Source organism: Streptantibioticus cattleyicolor NRRL 8057 = DSM 46488, from assembly GCF_000240165.1.
In the GTDB taxonomy this organism is placed as follows: Bacteria; Actinomycetota; Actinomycetes; order Streptomycetales; family Streptomycetaceae; genus Streptantibioticus; species Streptantibioticus cattleyicolor.
This window is the reverse complement of the sequence record NC_017586.1, coordinates 838,849-856,689: the sequence shown is the minus strand read 5'-3', so window position 1 is coordinate 856,689 and position 17,841 is coordinate 838,849. Positions and strand designations below refer to the sequence as shown.

General features: G+C 74.0%; 14 protein-coding genes. 12 read left to right on the top strand and 2 right to left on the bottom strand.

Annotated elements, in window-relative coordinates:
- Positions 1-28 precede the first annotated feature (28 nt).
- From SCATT_RS03445 to aroQ, 5 genes are all read left to right on the top strand, one after another.
- On the top strand, positions 29-1,207 hold the full coding sequence (locus tag SCATT_RS03445; RefSeq protein WP_014141530.1) for an acyl-CoA dehydrogenase family protein: 1,179 nt from the start codon (positions 29-31) through the stop codon (positions 1,205-1,207).
- A gap of 94 nt (positions 1,208-1,301) precedes the next feature.
- Positions 1,302-2,888 (top strand): serine/threonine-protein kinase, encoded by a 1,587-nt coding sequence (locus SCATT_RS03440; protein WP_014141529.1) that lies wholly within the window; start codon positions 1,302-1,304, stop codon positions 2,886-2,888.
- A gap of 77 nt (positions 2,889-2,965) precedes the next feature.
- Positions 2,966-4,069 carry a nitronate monooxygenase gene (locus tag SCATT_RS03435; protein ID WP_014141528.1) on the top strand — a complete coding sequence of 368 codons (1,104 nt, stop codon included), beginning with the start codon at positions 2,966-2,968 and terminating at the stop codon, positions 4,067-4,069.
- Positions 4,070-4,083: 14 nt separating this feature from the next.
- On the top strand, positions 4,084-5,658 hold the full coding sequence (locus SCATT_RS03430) for an acyl-CoA synthetase (RefSeq protein ID WP_014141527.1): 1,575 nt from the start codon (positions 4,084-4,086) through the stop codon (positions 5,656-5,658).
- 92 nt (positions 5,659-5,750) lie between these two features.
- Positions 5,751-6,356, top strand: a complete 606-nt coding sequence (aroQ, locus tag SCATT_RS03425; protein ID WP_014141526.1) for a gamma subclass chorismate mutase AroQ — start codon at positions 5,751-5,753, stop codon at positions 6,354-6,356.
- Between the two features lie 14 nt (positions 6,357-6,370).
- Here aroQ and SCATT_RS03420 read toward each other — a convergent pair whose 3' ends face one another.
- Positions 6,371-7,978, bottom strand: coding sequence for an acyl-CoA synthetase (locus SCATT_RS03420; RefSeq protein WP_014141525.1), 1,608 nt, complete (start codon positions 7,976-7,978; stop codon positions 6,371-6,373).
- A 188-nt stretch (positions 7,979-8,166) separates the two neighbouring features.
- Here SCATT_RS03420 and SCATT_RS03415 point away from each other — a divergent pair, with 188 nt between their 5' ends.
- The 7 genes from SCATT_RS03415 (at position 8,167) to SCATT_RS03385 (ending at position 15,771) form a co-directional block, all read left to right on the top strand.
- Positions 8,167-8,967 carry a crotonase/enoyl-CoA hydratase family protein gene (locus SCATT_RS03415; RefSeq protein WP_014141524.1) on the top strand — a complete coding sequence of 267 codons (801 nt, stop codon included), beginning with the start codon at positions 8,167-8,169 and terminating at the stop codon, positions 8,965-8,967.
- A 36-nt stretch (positions 8,968-9,003) separates the two neighbouring features.
- Positions 9,004-9,948, top strand: a complete 945-nt coding sequence (locus SCATT_RS03410) for a Zn-ribbon domain-containing OB-fold protein (protein ID WP_014141523.1) — start codon at positions 9,004-9,006, stop codon at positions 9,946-9,948.
- Entirely contained in the window at positions 9,945-10,994 is a 1,050-nt protein-coding gene (locus tag SCATT_RS03405; protein ID WP_014141522.1) for a thiolase domain-containing protein, read from the top strand. The genes SCATT_RS03410 and SCATT_RS03405 overlap by 4 nt, the downstream gene beginning before the upstream one ends.
- Positions 10,987-12,153, top strand: a complete 1,167-nt coding sequence (locus SCATT_RS03400; RefSeq protein WP_014141521.1) for a thiolase domain-containing protein — start codon at positions 10,987-10,989, stop codon at positions 12,151-12,153. Before SCATT_RS03405 ends, SCATT_RS03400 begins: the two co-directional genes overlap by 8 nt.
- 100 nt (positions 12,154-12,253) lie before the next feature.
- Positions 12,254-12,493, top strand: a complete 240-nt coding sequence (locus SCATT_RS03395; RefSeq protein ID WP_014141520.1) for a DUF397 domain-containing protein — start codon at positions 12,254-12,256, stop codon at positions 12,491-12,493.
- Positions 12,494-13,255: 762 nt separating this feature from the next.
- The gene (locus tag SCATT_RS03390; protein WP_014141517.1) at positions 13,256-15,193 is read left to right on the top strand and encodes a phosphocholine-specific phospholipase C; all 1,938 of its coding nucleotides are present in this window, start codon (positions 13,256-13,258) and stop codon (positions 15,191-15,193) included.
- 77 nt (positions 15,194-15,270) lie between these two features.
- Positions 15,271-15,771, top strand: a complete 501-nt coding sequence (locus SCATT_RS03385) for a hypothetical protein (RefSeq protein WP_014141516.1) — start codon at positions 15,271-15,273, stop codon at positions 15,769-15,771.
- A 47-nt stretch (positions 15,772-15,818) separates the two neighbouring features.
- Here SCATT_RS03385 and SCATT_RS03380 read toward each other — a convergent pair whose 3' ends face one another.
- Positions 15,819-17,747 (bottom strand): peptidoglycan recognition protein family protein, encoded by a 1,929-nt coding sequence (locus SCATT_RS03380; RefSeq protein ID WP_014141515.1) that lies wholly within the window; start codon positions 17,745-17,747, stop codon positions 15,819-15,821.
- Positions 17,748-17,841 lie beyond the last annotated feature (94 nt).

The following is a 17,841-nucleotide window of genomic DNA, read 5'->3' as shown; positions in this document are numbered from 1 at the left end:
CGGGAACCGCCGCACCCTGGGAGGGGCCGTGCACCTTCGAAGCACCCCGCAGCAGCAGCGCCTGCGCAGTGAACTGCGGTCCTACTTCGCCGAGTTGGTACCCGAGAACGCCTACGCCCGGCATGCCGAACCCGCCCGGCAGAAGGAGTTCTACCGGCGCACCGTCCGCCGGCTCGGCAGCGACGGCTGGCTCGGCGTCGGCTGGCCGACGGAGTACGGCGGACGCGGGCTGACCCCGGCCGAGCAGTTCGTCTTCTTCGACGAGGCCGCCCAGGCCGGGGTGCCGCTGCCGCTGATGGCGCTCAACACGGTGGGTCCGACCATCATGCAGTTCGGCACCGAGGAGCAGAAGGCGTACTTCCTGCCCAGGATCCTCTCCGGCGAGATCGACTTCGCCATCGGCTACAGCGAACCCGACGCCGGCACCGACCTCGCCGCGTTGCGCACCCGCGCGGTGCGCGACGGCGACACCTACGTGGTCAACGGGCAGAAGATCTGGACCACCAACGGCGACACCGCCGACTGGGTCTGGCTCGCGGTGCGCACCGACCCCGACGCCCCGCCGCACAAGGGCATCAGCATGCTGCTGGTGCCCACCGACGACCCCGGCTACTCGTGCACCGTGATCCGCACCCTGGCCGGCCACGACACCACGGCCAGCTACTACGAGAACGTACGGGTGCCGGTGAGCCGCCGGGTGGGCGCCGAGAACGAGGGCTGGCGGCTGATCACCACCCAGCTCAACCACGAGCGCGTCACGCTGGCCGCGCACGGCACCATGGCGATCCGCGCCCTGCGCGACGTGCGCGACTGGGCGGCGCGGACCCGGCTCGACGACGGCCGGCGGGTGATCGACCTGGGCTGGGTGCGTCGCCGGCTGGCCGCCGCCCACGTCCGGCTGGAGGCGATGCGGCTGCTCAACTGGCGCATGGTGGACGCACTCCAGCGTTCCGCGCTCACCCCGCAGGACGCCTCCGCCGTCAAGGTCTACGGCTCCGAGGCCCGCCGCGAGGTGTACGCCTGGCTGATGGAAGTGGCCGCCGCCGCGGGCCCGTTGCGCGAGGGCTCGGCCGGTGCGGTCCTCCACGGCGAGCTGGAACGCGGCTACCGCAGCGCCGTCATCTTCACCTTCGGCGGCGGCAACAACGAGATCCAGCGCGAGATCATCTCCTGGATCGGCCTGGGCATGCCACGGGTGCGCCGGTGACCGGGGGGTAGCTCCGGGCGCCGCGCCGGGGATACTGGTCACGAGGGGGACGCCAACGCCGACTGACGTGTGACCGACGGGGCGGCGGCTTGCGATGGGGGACGACGGGCTGATCCGGGAGCGGTACCGGCTGATCGAACGGATCGGCCGCGGCGGTATGGGCGAGGTGTGGCGCGCCCACGACGAGGCGCTCGGCCGGGACGTGGCGGTCAAGGCGCTGCGGCCGTACGGCGTCGCCGCCGACCCGGCCCGACTCGACGTGCTGCGGGAACGGTTCCGCCGCGAGGCCCGGGTGGCCGCCTCGCTCCAGCACCACGGGATCACCGTGGTGCACGACTTCGGCGAGGACGACGGGCTGCTCTACCTCGTCATGGAGCTGCTGCACGGCCGTAACCTGGCGCAGTTGCTGGAGGACGGCGAACGCGTGCCGCTGCCGGTGCCCGACGTGCTCGACATCGCCGGCCAGGTGGCCGCGGCGCTCGCCTACACCCACGCGCACGGCGTGGTGCACCGGGACCTCAAGCCCGCCAACGTGGTGCGGCTGGCCGACGGCGCGGTGAAGATCTGCGACTTCGGCATCGCCCGCCTCGGCCACGACGCCGGCTTCACCGCCCGCCTCACCGGCACCGGCACCGCCATGGGCACCCCGCAGTACATGTCCCCCGAACAGATCGCCGGCGACGCCGTGGACCACCGCAGCGACCTGTACTCGTTCGGCTGCGTGCTGTACGAACTGGCCACCGGTACGCCGCCGTTCGACGTCGGGGACGCCTGGGCGGTGCTCGTCGCCCACCGGGACACCCCGCCCGAGCCGCCGCGGCTGCGCCGCCCCGAACTGCCCGAGGCGTTCGACCGGCTCGTGCTCGACCTGCTGGCCAAGGACCCCGCCGAGCGCCCCCGGGACGCCTCGGTGGTCGCCAAGCGGCTCGCCGCGATCCGGCCGCACGACGCGGCCCCGGGGTGGGCCGGCCGGCTGGCGCCCGGCCCGGCGGCGCCCCGTCCGAGGCCGCCGCGGCCGGCCGTGACCCCGCTGGCCGCGCTCACCGGGCCGGTGCCCAGGCCCGCCGCCCACCCCGGCACCCTGGCGGCCCGCGCCCGGCTCGCCGCCACCCTGCGCGACCTGGGCCGCACCCAGGAAGCGCTCGCCGAGTACGAGGAGTTGGCCCGGCTCGCCGCCGCCGTCCTGGGCCCGGACCACCCCGACACCCTCACCGCCCGCTACGAGGCCGGCTTCTGCCTGGGCCGCCTCGGCCACGCCGCCGAGGCGCTCCAGCGGTACGAGGAGGTGGTGGCCGCCCGTACCCGGGTGCTCGGGCCCGGCCATCCGGACACGTTGCGCGCGCAGCACGGGCGCGGGGTCAACCTGGGCCGCCTCGGCCGCTGGACGGAGGCGCTCGCCCTGGCCCGGGAGGTCCACGCGGCCCGCGCCCGGGTGCTCGGCCCGGACCACCCCGACACCCTGGTCAGCCGCCGGGAGATCGCGGTGGCCCTGGGCTGGCTGGGCCACTGGGCGCAGGCGTGCGAGACCTACCAGGCGGTGGCCGACGCCCGTACCCGGGTGCTCGGCGCGGACCACCCGGCGACGGTGAGCGCCCGCGAGGACGTGGCCAACTGCCTGGTTAGGCTGGCATCGCGGCAGGCCGCGCCGGAGGGCGGGCGCGCTTCCGGGTCCATAGACTGACACAACGTCAGACATAGAACTGACGTTGTGTCAGGAGCCCTCTTCCCCTCTTCCGCCGGGTGCGGCATGCTGCCCCCATGCGGACGGAGCTGAGCAACCGACTGGGCATCGAGTACGCGGTCTTCGGCTTCACCCCGTTCCCGGCGGTGGCCGCGGCGATCAGCCGGGCGGGCGGACTCGGCGTGCTGGGTGCGGTGCGCTACGGCGCCCCCGGCGAACTCGCCCGGGACCTCGACTGGCTCGACGCGCACTGCGCCGGCCGCCCCTACGGGCTCGACGTGGTGATGCCGGCCAGGAAGGTGGAGGGCGTCTCGGTGGCCGACATCGAGGCGATGATCCCCGAGGGCCACCGGAAGTTCGTCCGCGAGACGCTGGCCGAGCACGGCGTGCCCGAGCTGGCGGACGGCGAGGAGTCCGGCTGGCGGATCACCGGCTGGCTGGAGGAGGTCGCCCGCTCCCAGCTCGACGTGGCCTTCGACCACCCCGTGGCGCTGCTGGCCAACGCGCTCGGCCCGCCGCCGCCGGACGTGGTGCGCCGCGCCAGGGAGCACGGGGTGCTCACCGCCGCGCTGGCCGGCAGCGCCCGGCACGCGGTACGCCACCGGGACGCCGGCATCGACATCGTGGTGGCGCAGGGCTACGAGGCGGGCGGCCACACCGGCGAGATCACCACCATGGTGCTCACCCCCGAGGTGGTCCGGGCCGTCGACCCGCTGCCGGTGCTCGCCGCAGGCGGGATCGGCACCGGTGAGCAGATCGCCGCCGGCCTCGCGCTCGGCGCCCAGGGCGTCTGGCTCGGCTCGGTCTGGCTCACCACCACCGAGGCCGAACTCCACTCCGCGGCGCTCACCCGCAAGCTGCTGGCCGCCGGCTCCGGCGACACCGTCCGCTCCCGCGCCCTGACCGGCAAACCCGCCCGCCAACTGCGCACCGTCTGGACCGACGCGTGGGACGCCGCAGGCACCCCCGACCCGCTGCCCATGCCGTTGCAGGGCATGCTCGTCGCCGAGGCGGTCTCCCGCATCCAGAAGTACGAGGTCGAACCGCTGCTGGGCACCCCGGTCGGACAGATCGTCGGACAACTCGACCGGGAACGCCCCGTCCAGGCGGTCTTCGACGACCTCACCCGTGGCTTCGAGCGGGCGATGGCCCGGCTCAGCCGGATCGCCGCCCGCGACTGAGGAGGTGCCCGACCGTGTCCGCACCCGCCGACGCCCACCTGGCCGCCAACACCAACGGCTTCTGGCGCCAGGCCGCCGCCGACCCCGACCGCACGGTGCTCATCGCCCCCGACGGCACGCCGTGGTCCGCGGGGAGGCTGCACACCGCCGCCAACCGGCTGGTGCACGCGCTGCGCGCGCACGGCCTGCGCCCCGGCGACTCCTTCGCCGTGGTGCTCCCCAACGGCCCGGAGTTCTTCACCGCCTATCTCGCCGCCGCCCAGGCCGGGTTCTACCTGGTGCCGGTCAACCACCACCTGACCGGGCCGGAGATCGCCTGGATCACCGCCGACTCCGAGGCCAAGGTGGTCATCTGCCACCAACGCCACGCGCGGGCCGCCCGGGCCGCCGCGGACGAGGCCGGGCTGCCCGGCGACCGCCGTTACGTGGTGGGCGCCGCCGAGGGGTTCGCCTCCTACGACGACTGGCTCGCCGCCCACCCCGGCACCGCGCCGGACGCCCGCACCGCCGGCGCCGTGATGAACTACACCTCCGGCACCACCGGCCGCCCGCGCGGGGTGCGCCGCCCGCTGACCGGCCGTCCGCCGGAGGAGGGCAGCCTCGGCGGATTCCTCGGCATCTTCGGGGTCCGCCCCTTCGACGACAACGTGCACCTGGTGTGTTCGCCGCTCTACCACACCGCCGTGCTCCAGTTCGCCGCCGCCGCGCTCCACCTGGGCCACCTCGTGGTGGTGATGGACAAGTGGCTCCCGGAGGAGATGCTGCGGCTGATCGAACGCCACCGGGTCACCCACACCCACATGGTGCCCACCCAGTTCCACCGCCTGATCGCGCTGCCGGAGAAGGTACGCGAGGGCTACGACGTCTCCAGCATGCGGCACGCCTTCCACGGCGCCGCCCCGTGCCCGGAACACATCAAGCGGGCGATGCTGGACTGGTGGGGGCCGTGCGTGGAGGAGTACTACGCGGCCAGCGAGGGCGGCGGCACCTTCGCCACCGCCGCCGAATGGCTGGCCCGCCCCGGCACGGTCGGCCGGGCCTGGCCGATCAGCGAGATCGCGGTCTTCGACGACGAGGGGCGGCGGCTCCCGGCCGGCGAGGTGGGCACCGTCTACCTGACCATGCGCACCGGCGGCTTCAGCTACCACAAGGACGCCGAGAAGACCCGGCGGGGCCGCATCGGTGACTTCTTCACCGTCGGCGACCTGGGCTACCTGGACGAGGACGGCTACCTCTTCCTGCGCGACCGCAAGATCGACCTGATCATCTCCGGCGGGGTCAACATCTACCCCGCCGAGATCGAGGCCGTGCTGCTCTCCCACCCCGGGGTGGCCGACGCCGCCGCCTTCGGGGTCCCGCACGACGACTGGGGCGAGGAGGTCAAGGCGGTGGTCGAACCCGCCCCCGGCCACCGGCCCGACGAGGAGCTGGCCCGTTCCGTCCTCGCCCACTGCGAAGCACGGCTGGCCGCCTACAAACGCCCCCGCTCCGTCGACTTCGTCACCGAGATGCCCCGCGACCCCAACGGCAAGCTCTACAAACGGCGGCTGCGCGAGCCCTACTGGGCCGGCCGCGACCGCGCCATCTGACGCGGGGTCAACTCGATGCGCCAAGGCTGCCGTTCCGCGCCCGGGGTACGCCATCATGGCCGGGGAAAGCCGTCCGACCGAAGGGGCCCACCGTGCGCCTGTGCAAGCCGTTCCGTGTCCTGCTGGCCACCGCCGCGCTCCTGGCCGGCGCCGTCGCCCCGGCCGCCGCCGACCCGCACCCCGCACCGCCGGCCGGCCGCACCGTGTCCGCCCCGGGTCACGGCGCCCTCGACCCGGTGGTACGCCTGGCCGCGCGGCGCGTGCTCGTCTCGGACCAGGTGGCCGCGGCCAAGTGGGGCACCTCCGCGCCGATCGACGACCCCGCGCGCGAGCGGCAGGTGCTGGACGGCGCGGCGGCCGAGGCGGTGCGGCTGGGCGCCGATCCGGCGGTGACCAGGCGGATCTTCCGCGACCAGATCGAGGCGAGCAAGGTCGTCCAGCGCGGCCTGTACCGGCGGTGGACCGCCGACCCCCGCACGGTGCCGCCGGTCCGCCCCGACCTGGCCGCGGTCCGGGCCGAACTCAACGAACTGGGCGACCGGTTGGTGCACGCCATCGCCGGCACCGCCACCGCCCGCGCCGCCCGCTCCTGCCCGGCCCACCTCGGCCTGGAATACCTCGAGGTCGGCCGCGAACTCCACCTCGACGCGCTGCACCGCGCCGCGCTGGCCCGCGCCCTGCCGTCGGTCTGCGGCTGACCGGGGCGCCCGGCTCAGCGTCCGGCGGCCCGGGCCGCCACCTGCCGCGCCCAGCCGTAGTCGGCCTTGCCGCTGGGGGAGCGCCGGATGTGCCCGGTGACCACCAGGACCCGGGGGATCTTGTACCCGGCGAGCCGGTCCCGGCAGTGCTCCTGGAGCTGACACAACGTCACCTCCGTGCCGGGGCGGGGCTGCACCACCGCCGTCACCTGACTTCCCCAGCGTTCGTGCGGCACCCCGGCCACCAGCGCGTCGTAGACGTCCGGATGGGCCTTGAGGACCTCCTCGACCTCCTCCGGGAACACCTTCTCGCCACCGGTGTTGATGCACTGCGAACCCCGGCCGAGCACCGTCACCACACCCTCGGCGTCCACCGTCGCCATGTCGCCGAGGAGCACCCAGCGCTCGCCCGCCGCGTCGGTCAAGAACGTCTCGGCGGTCTTGACCGGGTCGTTGTAGTACCCCAGCGGCACATGGCCGCGCTGCGCCAGCCGCCCCGGCACCCCCGGCGCCACCGGCCGGTGAGTGACCGGATCGACCACAGCGGTGCGGGAGTTGACCCGCAGCCGGAACCCCTCGCCGGCCCCGGATTCGTCGGTCGCCGTGCCGTTGAAGCCCGACTCGGACGAGCCGAAGTTGTTGAGGATCAGCACCTGCGGCACCAGCGTTTGGAACTGCTCGCGGACGGTGCGCGAGAGCACCGCGCCGGAGCTGGACAGGCTCAGCAGCGACGAGCAGTCGGTGCCCTTCAGCGGTCCGGCCAGCGCGTCCGCCAGCGGGCGCAGCATCGCGTCGCCCACCAGCGCCAGCGAGGTGACCCGCTCCCGCTCCACGGTGCGCAGCACCTCCTCGGGCGCGTACCGGCGGTGCAGCACCACCTTCTGGCCGAAGAAGAAGGCGATGAAGGCGGTGAGCGTGGCGGTGCCGTGCATCAACGGCGGCGCCGGGAAGAAGACCAGCCCCTCGCCGCCCGCCGCCACCCGCTCGGCCAGCTCCTCGGGGCGGGAGACCGGGATCCCGGTGGGCGCCCCGCCGCCGAGCCCGGCGAAGAACAGGTCCTCCGAGCGCCACATCACGCCCTTGGGCAGCCCGGTGGTGCCGCCGGTGTAGATCACCAACTGGTCGTCGGCGGAACGCGGCGCGAAGTCACGCCCGGGCGACCCCTGCGCCTCCGCGTCGGCGAACGACACCGCCTCCGGCCCGGTACCGCCGACCCGCAGACGGTGACGCAGCCGGGGCGCCCGCGCGGCGGCGGTGGCCACCCGGTCGGCGAACTCCGCGTCGTACACCAGCGCCACCAGGTCGGCGTCCCGGTACAGGTGCGCCAACTCGTCCTCCACGTAGCGGTAGTTGACGTTGACCGGCACCGCGCGGATCTTCAGGCAGGCCAGCGTCGTCTGGAGGTACTCCACGCCGTTGTACAGGTGGAGGCCCACGTGGTCACCGGGGGCGACGCCCTGGCCGGCCAGGTGGTGGGCGAGCCGGTTGGCGGCGGCGTCCAGCTCCGCGTAGGTGAGCCGGCGTTCCGCGCCGGTGCCGGGGTGGTCCGCGTACACCAGGGCCTCGCGGTCGGGCACCACGTCCACGACGGATTCGAAGAGGTCGGCGAGGTTGTACTCCACGGTGCCTCCAGACCGGGCCACTGACCGGGCAACCACTGGGCGAGGGCCATTAGAGCGCCGGGCGCCGGGAGTGGGAAGGGGCGGCGCCGAAAAAATCTGACGGTAAGTCAGAAAGTCTCTTGAACTCCCCTGCCGCCTCCGCCACCCTGGTCCGGATCAGCGCCCAGCAGCGCCCAGGAAGGGATGCCATGGCCGGCACCGAACACCTCACGGTGGAGCGCGTCGGCGCGACGCTCGTGCTCACCCTCAACCGCCCCGAGGCGAAGAACGCCCTGTCCCTGCCGATGCTGGTCGGCCTCCACGACGGCTGGCTCGCCGCCGACGAGGACGACACCGTACGCTCCGTCGTCCTCACCGGCGCCGGCGGCACCTTCTGCTCCGGCATGGACCTCAAGACACTCGCCGGCCAGGGCGCCGGCGACGACCGCTACCGCGACCGCCTCGCCGCCGACCCCGATCTGCACTGGAAGGCGATGCTGCGCCACCACCGGCCGCGCAAACCCGTCATCGCCGCCGTCGAAGGCCACTGCGTGGCCGGCGGCACCGAGATCCTCCAGGGCACCGACATCCGCATCGCCGGCCGCGGCGCGGTCTTCGGCCTGTACGAGGTGCGCCGCGGCCTGTTCCCGATCGGCGGCTCCACCGTGCGCCTGCCCCGCCAGATCCCCCGCACCCACGCCCTGGAGATGCTGCTCACCGGGCGCCCCTACCCGGCCGAGGAAGCCGCCCGCATCGGCCTGATCGGCCACGTCGTCCCGGACGGCACCGCACTGGAGAAGGCGCTGGAGACCGCCGAGCTGATCAACGCCAACGGCCCGCTCGCCGTCGAGGCGGTCAAGGCCAGCGTCTACGAGACCGCCGGCCTCACCGAGGCCGACGGACTCAAGGCCGAACTCGACCGCGGCTGGCCGGTGTTCGCCACCGACGACGCCAAGGAAGGCAGCCGTGCCTTCGCCGAGAAGCGCCCGCCCGTCTTCCGCCGCGCCTGACCCGCACGCCGTCCGCCCGGCCCTGGGAGGAGACCCATGCCCCACGTCCTCACCGCCCCGCTGGTGGTGGAGTTCCCGTTCACCCGGTCCCTCGGCCCGGTGCTGGGCGCCTTCCTCACCGGACTGCGGGAACGCGTCGTCCTCGGGGCGCGCGCCGCCGACGGCCGCGTCCTGGTGCCGCCGGCCGAGTACGACCCGGCCACCGGCGCCGCACTCGACCACCTCGTCGAGGTCGCCCCCACCGGCACCGTCACCACCTGGGCGTGGAACCCGCGCCCCGGGCCCGCGCAACCCCTGGACCACCCCTTCGCCTGGGCCCTGGTCCGCCTCGACGGCGCCGACACCGCCCTGCTCCACGCGCTCGACGCACCCGGCCCCGAAGCCGTCCGCACCGGCCTGCGGGTACGGGTGCGCTGGGCCGCCGAACGCCACGGCGCCATCACCGACATCGCCTGCTTCGAGCCGTACCAGGGGCCGCCCGGCGACTTCGGCGCCCCGCACGACGCGGACTTCACCGACCCGGTCACCGGCATCACCGCCCCCGCCCGCCTCGACTACACCTACTCACCCGGCCGCGCCCAGACCCGCTACCTGACCGCCCTCGCCGACCACCGCATCCTCGGCGAACGCTGCCCCGCCTGCCGCAAGGTCTACGTACCGCCCCGCGGCGCCTGCCCCACCTGCGGGGTGGCCACCACCGAACAGGTCCCGACCGGCCCGCGCGGCACCGTCACCACCTTCTGCGTGGTCAACATCAAGGCCCGCGGCGCCGACATCGAGGTGCCCTACGTCTACGCGCACATCGCCCTGGACGGCGCCGACCTGGCCCTGCACGGCCGCATCGCGGGCATCCCCTACGACCAGGTGCGCATGGGGCTGCGGGTGGAGGCGGTGTGGACGCGGGACGGCCGCTACCCCGACCACTACCGGCCCACCGGCGAACCCGACGCCGACTACGACACCTACAAGGAGCTGCTGTGACCGAGGTCGCCGTGGTCGCCTTCGCGCAGAGCGCGCACGTCCGCGACTCCGCGGAGTCCTCCGAGGTCGAGATGGTGCTGCCGGTGCTCCACGACGCCCTCGGCCAGGTGGGGCTCACCACGGCGCGCATCGACTTCACCTGCTCCGGGTCGAGCGACTACCTGGCCGGCCGCGCCTTCTCCTTCACCATGGCGCTGGACGGGGTGGGCGCCTGGCCGCCGATCGCCGAGTCGCACGTCGAGATGGACGGCGCCTGGGCGCTGTACGAGGCGTGGGTCAAGCTGCGCACCGGACGCGCCGAGACCGCCCTGGTCTACGCCTGGGGCAAGTCCTCCCCGGGCCGGCTGCGCGACGTCCTCACCCGCCAGCTCGACCCCTACTGCCTCGCCCCGCTGTGGCCCGACTCCGTCTCCCTCGCCGCGCTCCAGGCCCAGGCGCTCATCGACGCCGGGGCCACCGACGAGAAGCGGCTCGCCGCCATCGCCGCCCGCAACCGCACCGCGGCCCGCGCCAACCCGCACGCCCAGCTCACCGACGACCGCACCGACACCGACTACGTGGTGCGCCCGCTGCGCCGCCACGACTGCCCGCCGATCAGCGACGGCGCCGCCGCCGTGGTCCTCGCGGCCGGCGACACGGCACGGCGGCTGTGCGCCCGCCCGGCCTGGATCCGCGGCATCGACCACCGCATCGAGGCCCACGCCCTCGGCCTGCGCGACCTGACCACCTCCCCGTCCACCCGGCTCGCCGCCGAACGCGCCGGTTCCTTCACCGCACCGGTCCAACTCGCCGAGCTGCACGCCCCGTTCACCGCCCAGGAGGTCGTCCTGCGCGACGCGCTGCGCCTCACCGACGACGTCACCGTCAACCCCTCGGGCGGGGCGCTGGCGGCCAACCCCGTGATGGCCGCCGGGCTGATCCGGATCGGCGAGGCCGCCGCCCGCATCCACACCGGCGCCGCCGACCGGGCGCTGGCGCACGCCACATCGGGCCCGTGCCTCCAGCAGAACCTGGTGGCCGTCCTGGAGGGAGCCGACCATGGCTGACGAACCGGTGGCCGTGATCGGCATCGGCCAGACCAAGCACGCCGCCGCCCGCCGCGACGTCTCCCTCGCCGGGCTCGTCCGCGAGGCCGCCGGACGCGCGCTGGCCGACGCCCGGCTCGACTGGCCCGACGTCGACGCCGTCGTCATCGGCAAGGCGCCCGACTTCTTCGAGGGCGTGATGATGCCCGAGCTGTACCTCGCCGAGGCGCTCGGCGCGGTGGGCAAGCCCATGATGCGGGTGCACACCGCGGGCTCGGTGGGCGGCTCCACCGCGCTGGTCGCCGCCGACCTGGTGGCCGCCCGCGTCCACCGCACGGTGCTCACCGTCGCCTTCGAAAAACAGTCGGAATCCAACGCCATGTGGGGGCTCTCGCTGCCCATCCCGTTCCAGCAGCCGTTGCTCGCCGGCGCCGGCGGCTTCTTCGCCCCGCACGTCCGCGCCTACCTGCGGCGCAGCGGCGCCCCCGAGGACGTCGGCGCCCTCGTCGCCTACAAGGACCGCCGCAACGCCCTCAAGAACCCCTACGCCCACCTGCACGAGGACGACCTGACCCTGGAACGGGTGCTGGCCTCGCCGATGTTGTGGGACCCCATCCGCTACTCCGAGACCTGCCCCTCCTCCGACGGTGCCTGCGCCATGGTGCTCACCGACGCCGTCGGCGCCCGCCGCGCCCCGCACCCGCCCGCCTGGGTGCACGGCCGCGCCATGCGCAGCGAACCCACCATGTTCGCCGGCAAGGACTACGTCTCGCCACGGGCCGGCCGGGACTGCGCCGCCGAGGTCTACCGGCAGGCCGGCATCACCGACCCGCGCCGCGAGATCGACGTGGCCGAGCTGTACGTGCCGTTCTCCTGGTACGAGCCGATGTGGCTGGAGAACCTGGGGTTCGCCGCCGAGGGGGAGGGGTGGCGGCTCACCGAGTCCCGGGCCACCGCGCTCGACGGCGACCTGCCGGTCAACCCTTCCGGCGGGGTGCTCTCCACCAACCCCATCGGCGCCTCCGGCATGCTGCGTTTCGCCGAGGCCGCCCTCCAGGTGCGCGGGCTCGCCGGGGAACACCAGGTGGACGGGGCCCGGCGGGCGCTCGGCCACGCCTACGGCGGCGGCTCGCAGTTCTTCGCGATGTGGCTGGTGGGTTCCGAGCGGCCGGATTCCTGACCGTCCCACCGGTATCCGGCGGGGTTTCCGGACGCCCTGTGCGCCACCGCCCCGGATCGCTAGGCTGGGCGCGGACGACAACCCGGGAGGAGTAACGGACGTGGCCGAAAGCACCATCGGGCAGCCCGTGGCGGACCAGAAGAAGCCCAAGCTCGACCTGACCGGAGCGGAGTGGCTCTCCAGCAGTCAGGGCTCGGGAGACGTTCAGATCGCCTTCGTCGAGGGGTACATCGCGATGCGCGACGGCCGCAACCCCGAGGGCCCCGCGCTGATCTTCACCCCCGCCGAGTGGCGGGCCTTCGTCCTCGGCGCCCGCGACGGGGAGTTCGACCTGACCTGAGTGGACTTCCGTTCCCCTCATCTGACGCTACGTCAGAATCGTCGGCGGAGCGTCCCGCGCCGTGGCACCAGGCTCACCCGTCCGACGCCTGGGGGACGATGCCGACCGCCGACGATCTGACGGCGGCCGAGTGGCGGGTGGCCCCGGACGATCCGGGCCACGGCGCCGCGTGGTCACCGGAGCGGACGATATGGGCCGAGCTCGTTGCCCCGCTGCTCACGGACGCCGGTGGCCGGGCCCCGCTCCGCGTGGCGGGCGCGGGGTCACCGGCTCGCCCGACCTCCAAGGCGCCACGCTGACCCGCTGATTGCCGCTCACGGCCTGCCTGCTGGACGTGCCGGTCGCCCTGACCCACGCCACCGCACCGCTGATCCGCCTGCCCGGCTGCCGCCCGCCCGGCCTGGACGCCGAGAACCCGTGCGTCCCCTGGAGCGCGCGGTCACCGGCACGGAGAGGCCAAACGCGCGTGCCACCATCGGCGGCGTGCTCTCCCTGGCCGGGGCCCGCCTCGACAACCCCCGCGGGACCGCGCTGGACGCCGGGCGGGGTCCTCGAGCGGGACCGGCCGCCCGCGCCGGACAACGGTTCGTCTCCGCGCGACGTGCGTCCAGTGGCGGCATGACGGAAAGCGGTTTCTTTGTGGTGTGCACGACACCTTGTGTGCAGCAACTGTCCACGCCACGATGTGCTGACGTTGACGCGGCGGTCGCGTCCGGCCCCTTCAATCGCCGCGTCCCCAACACGTCCAACGAAGGAGCCGCGTTGACGCCCCTGTCACGTCGTGGATTCCTGGGCGCGGCGGCCGGAACCTCGGCCGCCGCCGCTCTCGGTGCCCTGCCGGCCTCGATCCAGCAGGCGATGGCCGCCGCCCCGGCCGGCGGTACGCTCGACTCGGTCGAGCATGTCGTGATCTTCATGCAGGAGAACCGCTCGTTCGACCACTACTTCGGCACCCTCAAGGGCGTCCGGGGGTTCGGCGACCGCTCGCGGCTGCGTTTCCCGGGCGGCTCCGACGTGCTCCACCAGACCACCCTGGGCCCCTCGGGCGGCAGCGTCCTGCTCCCCTGGCACCTGGACACCGCCACCACCAACGCCCAGCGCGTCCGCGACCTCGACCACGGCTGGTCCGGCACCCACAACGCCTGGAACGGCGGCAACTACAACAACTGGATACCCGCCAAGTCCGCCTGGACCATGGGGTACTACCAGCGCGCCGACATACCCTTCCAGTACGCCCTCGCCGAGGCGTTCACCCTGTGCGACCAGTACTTCTGCTCCGTCCAGGGCCCCACCAACCCCAACCGGCTCTACCAGTGGACCGGCTGGATCGACCCCAACGGCACCGCCGGCGGCCCGGTCACCGACAACTCCGAGGCCGGCTACAGCTGGACCACCTACGCCGAACGCCTGGAGGCGGCCGGCCTCACCTGGCGCGTGTACCAGCAGCAGGACAACTACGACGACAACCCGCTCGCCTGGTTCCAGCAGTTCAAGAACGCCCCCACCACCTCCTCGCTGTACGTCAACGGGATGCAGCGGCGCTCCGCGGACGCCTTCAACGACGACGTCCGGAACAACACCCTGTCCGCCGTCAGCTGGGTGGTGGCCCCCACCAACCAGAGCGAGCACCCCGCCTACCCGCCCGCCTACGGCGCCGACTACACCGCCAGCTACGTGCTCCAGTCGCTCGCCGCCAACCCCGAGGTGTGGGCCAAGACCGTCGTCTTCCTCAACTTCGACGAGAACGACGGCTTCTTCGACCACGTCGCACCCCCGGTGCCCCCGTCCGGCACCCCCGACGAGTTCATCGGCGGCGCCCCCATCGGCCTCGGCCCCCGCGTCCCGATGATCGTCATCTCGCCCTGGAGCCGCGGCGGTTACGTCAACTCCGAGGTCGCCGACCATACCTCCGTGCTGCGTTTCCTGGAGAACTGGACCGGGGTCAGGGAACCCAACATCTCCGCCTGGCGGCGCACCGTCTGCGGCGACCTGATGAGCGCCTTCGACTTCACCACCGCCAACACCACCTTCCCCGCGCTCCCGGACACCAAGGCCCTGGTGGCCGCCTGCGACCAGGAGAACTCCCTGCCGGCCGCCAACCCGCCCGCCACCTCACCCGCCCCCGTCCAGGAACCCGGCACCCGCCCGGCCCGCCGCATCGGCTACGGCTTCGACACCACCTCCTGGACCGACACCGGCACCGGCCGGCTGTGGATCAAGGTCACCAACACCGGCACCCTCGGTGCCGGCTTCGCCATCTACACCGTCAACCACCGCGCCTACGCCAACTGGCGCTACACCGCCCCCGTCGGCGGCTCCTTCCAGGACTACTTCAGCCCCCTGACCTACGGCGGCGGCCTGTACGACATCGACCTGCACGGCCCCGACGGCTACCTGCGCGGCTTCCAGGGCGACGTCCGCACCTGGTCGTCCACCACCAAGGGCCACCCCGAGGCCGCCGTCACCATCGCCCCGGCCACCCCGCAGCAGCTCACCCTCACCCTGACCAACGGCGGCGCCGCGGCCATCACCTACACCATCGGCGGCACCACGGCCACCACCGCCACCGTCCCGGCAGGCGGATCGAAGACGCTCACCCTCGGCGTCGCCACCGACGGCTCCTACGACTACACCGTCACCGCCGACACCGGCGACGGCTTCGCCCGCCGCTTCGCCGGCCGCACCTACCCGGCGGCCTGACCCCGGGCCCCGCGCCCCCCGGCCACCGGTCCCGGGGGGCGCCGCGCGGGGGCGCCACGGCCACGTACGATGTCGGCATGTCCTTCCTCCGCCGCCGCAGCTCCGCCACGCCGACCGGGCCGGACTTCGACGTCCTCGCCATGGACCCCGGCGACTGGCCCGGCAACCTCGGAGCGGGGCTCCTGCCCGGCCCCGACGGCAGCTGCCAGGGGATCTTCCTGCGCTACGACCTCTTTGGCGGGCGCGGTCCGGCCATGCTGATCGGCAACCTCCCGGCGGGCTCCCCGGCCCGGGAGCTGGAGGACGGCCAGGTCCCCTTCGAGGTCGCCCAGCTCCTCGCCGCCCTCGGCAACGAGGAGCCGGTGCACGAGGTCTCCCGCGAGGACACCCCGGTGATGCACGGCGACAGCCTGCTCATCGTGCGCCGCATCAAGGTCTCCGAGGAACGCGTCGCCTGCGCCCAGTTCGACCGCAGCGACGGCGTGCAGGTCACCATCGCCACCTGGGACCGGCCGATCACCGACGACCTCTACCAGCTGCTCAAGCCGCTGCCCGCGGAGATGTTCCAGCAGGGCTGAGGCCGGGCGCCGCACCGGCACCCGGCCCCGCACCACGAACGCCGGCCTCACCCCCGCGAGGGGCGCACCACCACGTCGTCCGCCTTCACATAGGCCACCCGGTGGCCGAACTGGATCTCGTAGTAGAGCGTCCTGCCCCGCACCCAGGTCTGCCCCGAGCGGTCGAAGTTCTGCGAGTAGAAGTACTCACCCGGGGTGCGCCCGCCCACCGCGTAGGACTGGCCCGCCCCGAACGTGTACTGCAGCGGGGTCAGCGACTGCACCGGCACGCCGGACGGGTAGGCCGTCGCCTCCGGATAGGCCCGCCCGTACACCGGCACCGAGGCCGCACCCGGCTTGGGCGTCACCACCCAGCCGCGGGAGTCGACCGCGGTGCGCCGGCCGGCCGGGTCGTGGAACCACGCCTTCTGCCCCAGGTACCACACGGCCACCCAGTCGCCCCGCCGGTCCGCCACCGCGAACCGCTGCCCGGTGGAGGCGCGCGCCCCGGTGTCATTGACCCCCGTGGTGCTCTCCCCGCTGCCGTGCAGCCCCACGTCCCTCACCAGCGGCGCGTCCTCACTCGGCGCGGTGTGCAGCCGTACCGCCTCCGAACCGTGCGGCGCGCACGCCGTGCCCGCCCCGGCGCAGTCGGTGTAGACGGGCTGGTTGTCCTGGTAGGACGGGTCGATGGTGACCAGGCCGCCGTGGCGTCCGGCGGTGGCGTGGAACGGCGCCCCCAGCAGCTCGAAGTAGTGCGCCCAGTCCCAGTACGGCCCCGGGTCGGTGTGCATCCCGGCCACCGTGGCCGGTGTCGTCCCCGGCACGTTGTCGTGGCCCAGGATGTGCTGGCGGTCCAGCGGGATGTCGTACCGGGCCGCCAGATAACGCACCAGCCGGGCCGAGGCGCGGTACATCGCCTCGGTGTACCAGGCGTCCGGGTCGGCGAGGAAGCCCTCGTGCTCGATGCCGATCGACTTGGCGTTGACGTACCAGTTGCCCGCGTGCCAGCCCACGTCCTTGGTGGCCATGTGCTCGGCGACGTGCCCGTCCGAGGAGCGCACGGTGTAGTGCCACCCCAGGTACTTGGGGTCCTGCACCAGCTTGAGCGTGGTGTCCCAGGTGCCCTCGGTGTCGTGGATGACGATGTAGTCGACCGAGGAGTCCTTGGGCCGGTCGGCCAGGTCGTGGTTGCCGTAGTCGCCGTTGCCCGGCCCGTACTGCTGGTAGGGCGCGGGGACCCACTCGCAGGCCACCCGGCGCGGGCACTCGGTCCGCTCGGTACGCGGGGCGCGCAGCCCCAGCGCCCGTACCTGCGTGGTGCGCGGCCGGACCGAGGCGTCGGCGGCCAGGGCGACCCGCTGGCCGCTGTCGGTGGTGCGGGCCGCGCCGTCGTGGATCACCTGGAAGACGTCGTCGGCGAAGTCGGTCGCGGTGGCCGCGTCGTCGGCCCCCGAGTAACGCGCCACGGCGCCGAACCACTGCCCGGGGTCGGCGCTCGGCGGCCGGCCCGTCGCCCGCTGCGCGGCGGCCAGCAGCGCGGCCCCGCCGGCCACGTTGTCCGCCGCGTTCTCCCGCAGCGCCGCCCGCGGCAACCCGGTCAGCGCGGCGGCCCGCTCGGCGGTGCGCAACGAGGCGGGCAACGCGCGCTCGGCCGGCAACGGCACCGCCGCGGGGGTCCGCAGCGGACGTGAGGTGTCCCCGCGCGGATCGCCCAGCGCGTCACCGCCCGCCCGCCGCCCCGACCCGGCGAGCGCGGTACGGGCGTCGGTCAGGTGCATCGGGCCGTAGCCGCCGGTGACGCTGGGCCGCCCGGCGTGGCCGTCCCACCGCGACTCCAGGTAGGACACGCCCAGCAGCACGCTCACCGGGACGTGGTAGTGGCGGGCGGCGGTGGTGAACGCCCGTTGCAGCGAGCCGGTGTCCGCCTGGCCGGCCCCGGCCGGGGCGGCGCCGACGAACACCGGCAGCAGCGCGGCGGCGGCCACCGCGGCCATGACCGCCCGCGACGCGGACCGCCGGCCAGGTCTGACGGGGTGGGGCAGGGGTCCTCGCAAAGCGGCCTCCGTGTGACGTGATGACGCGACGCGT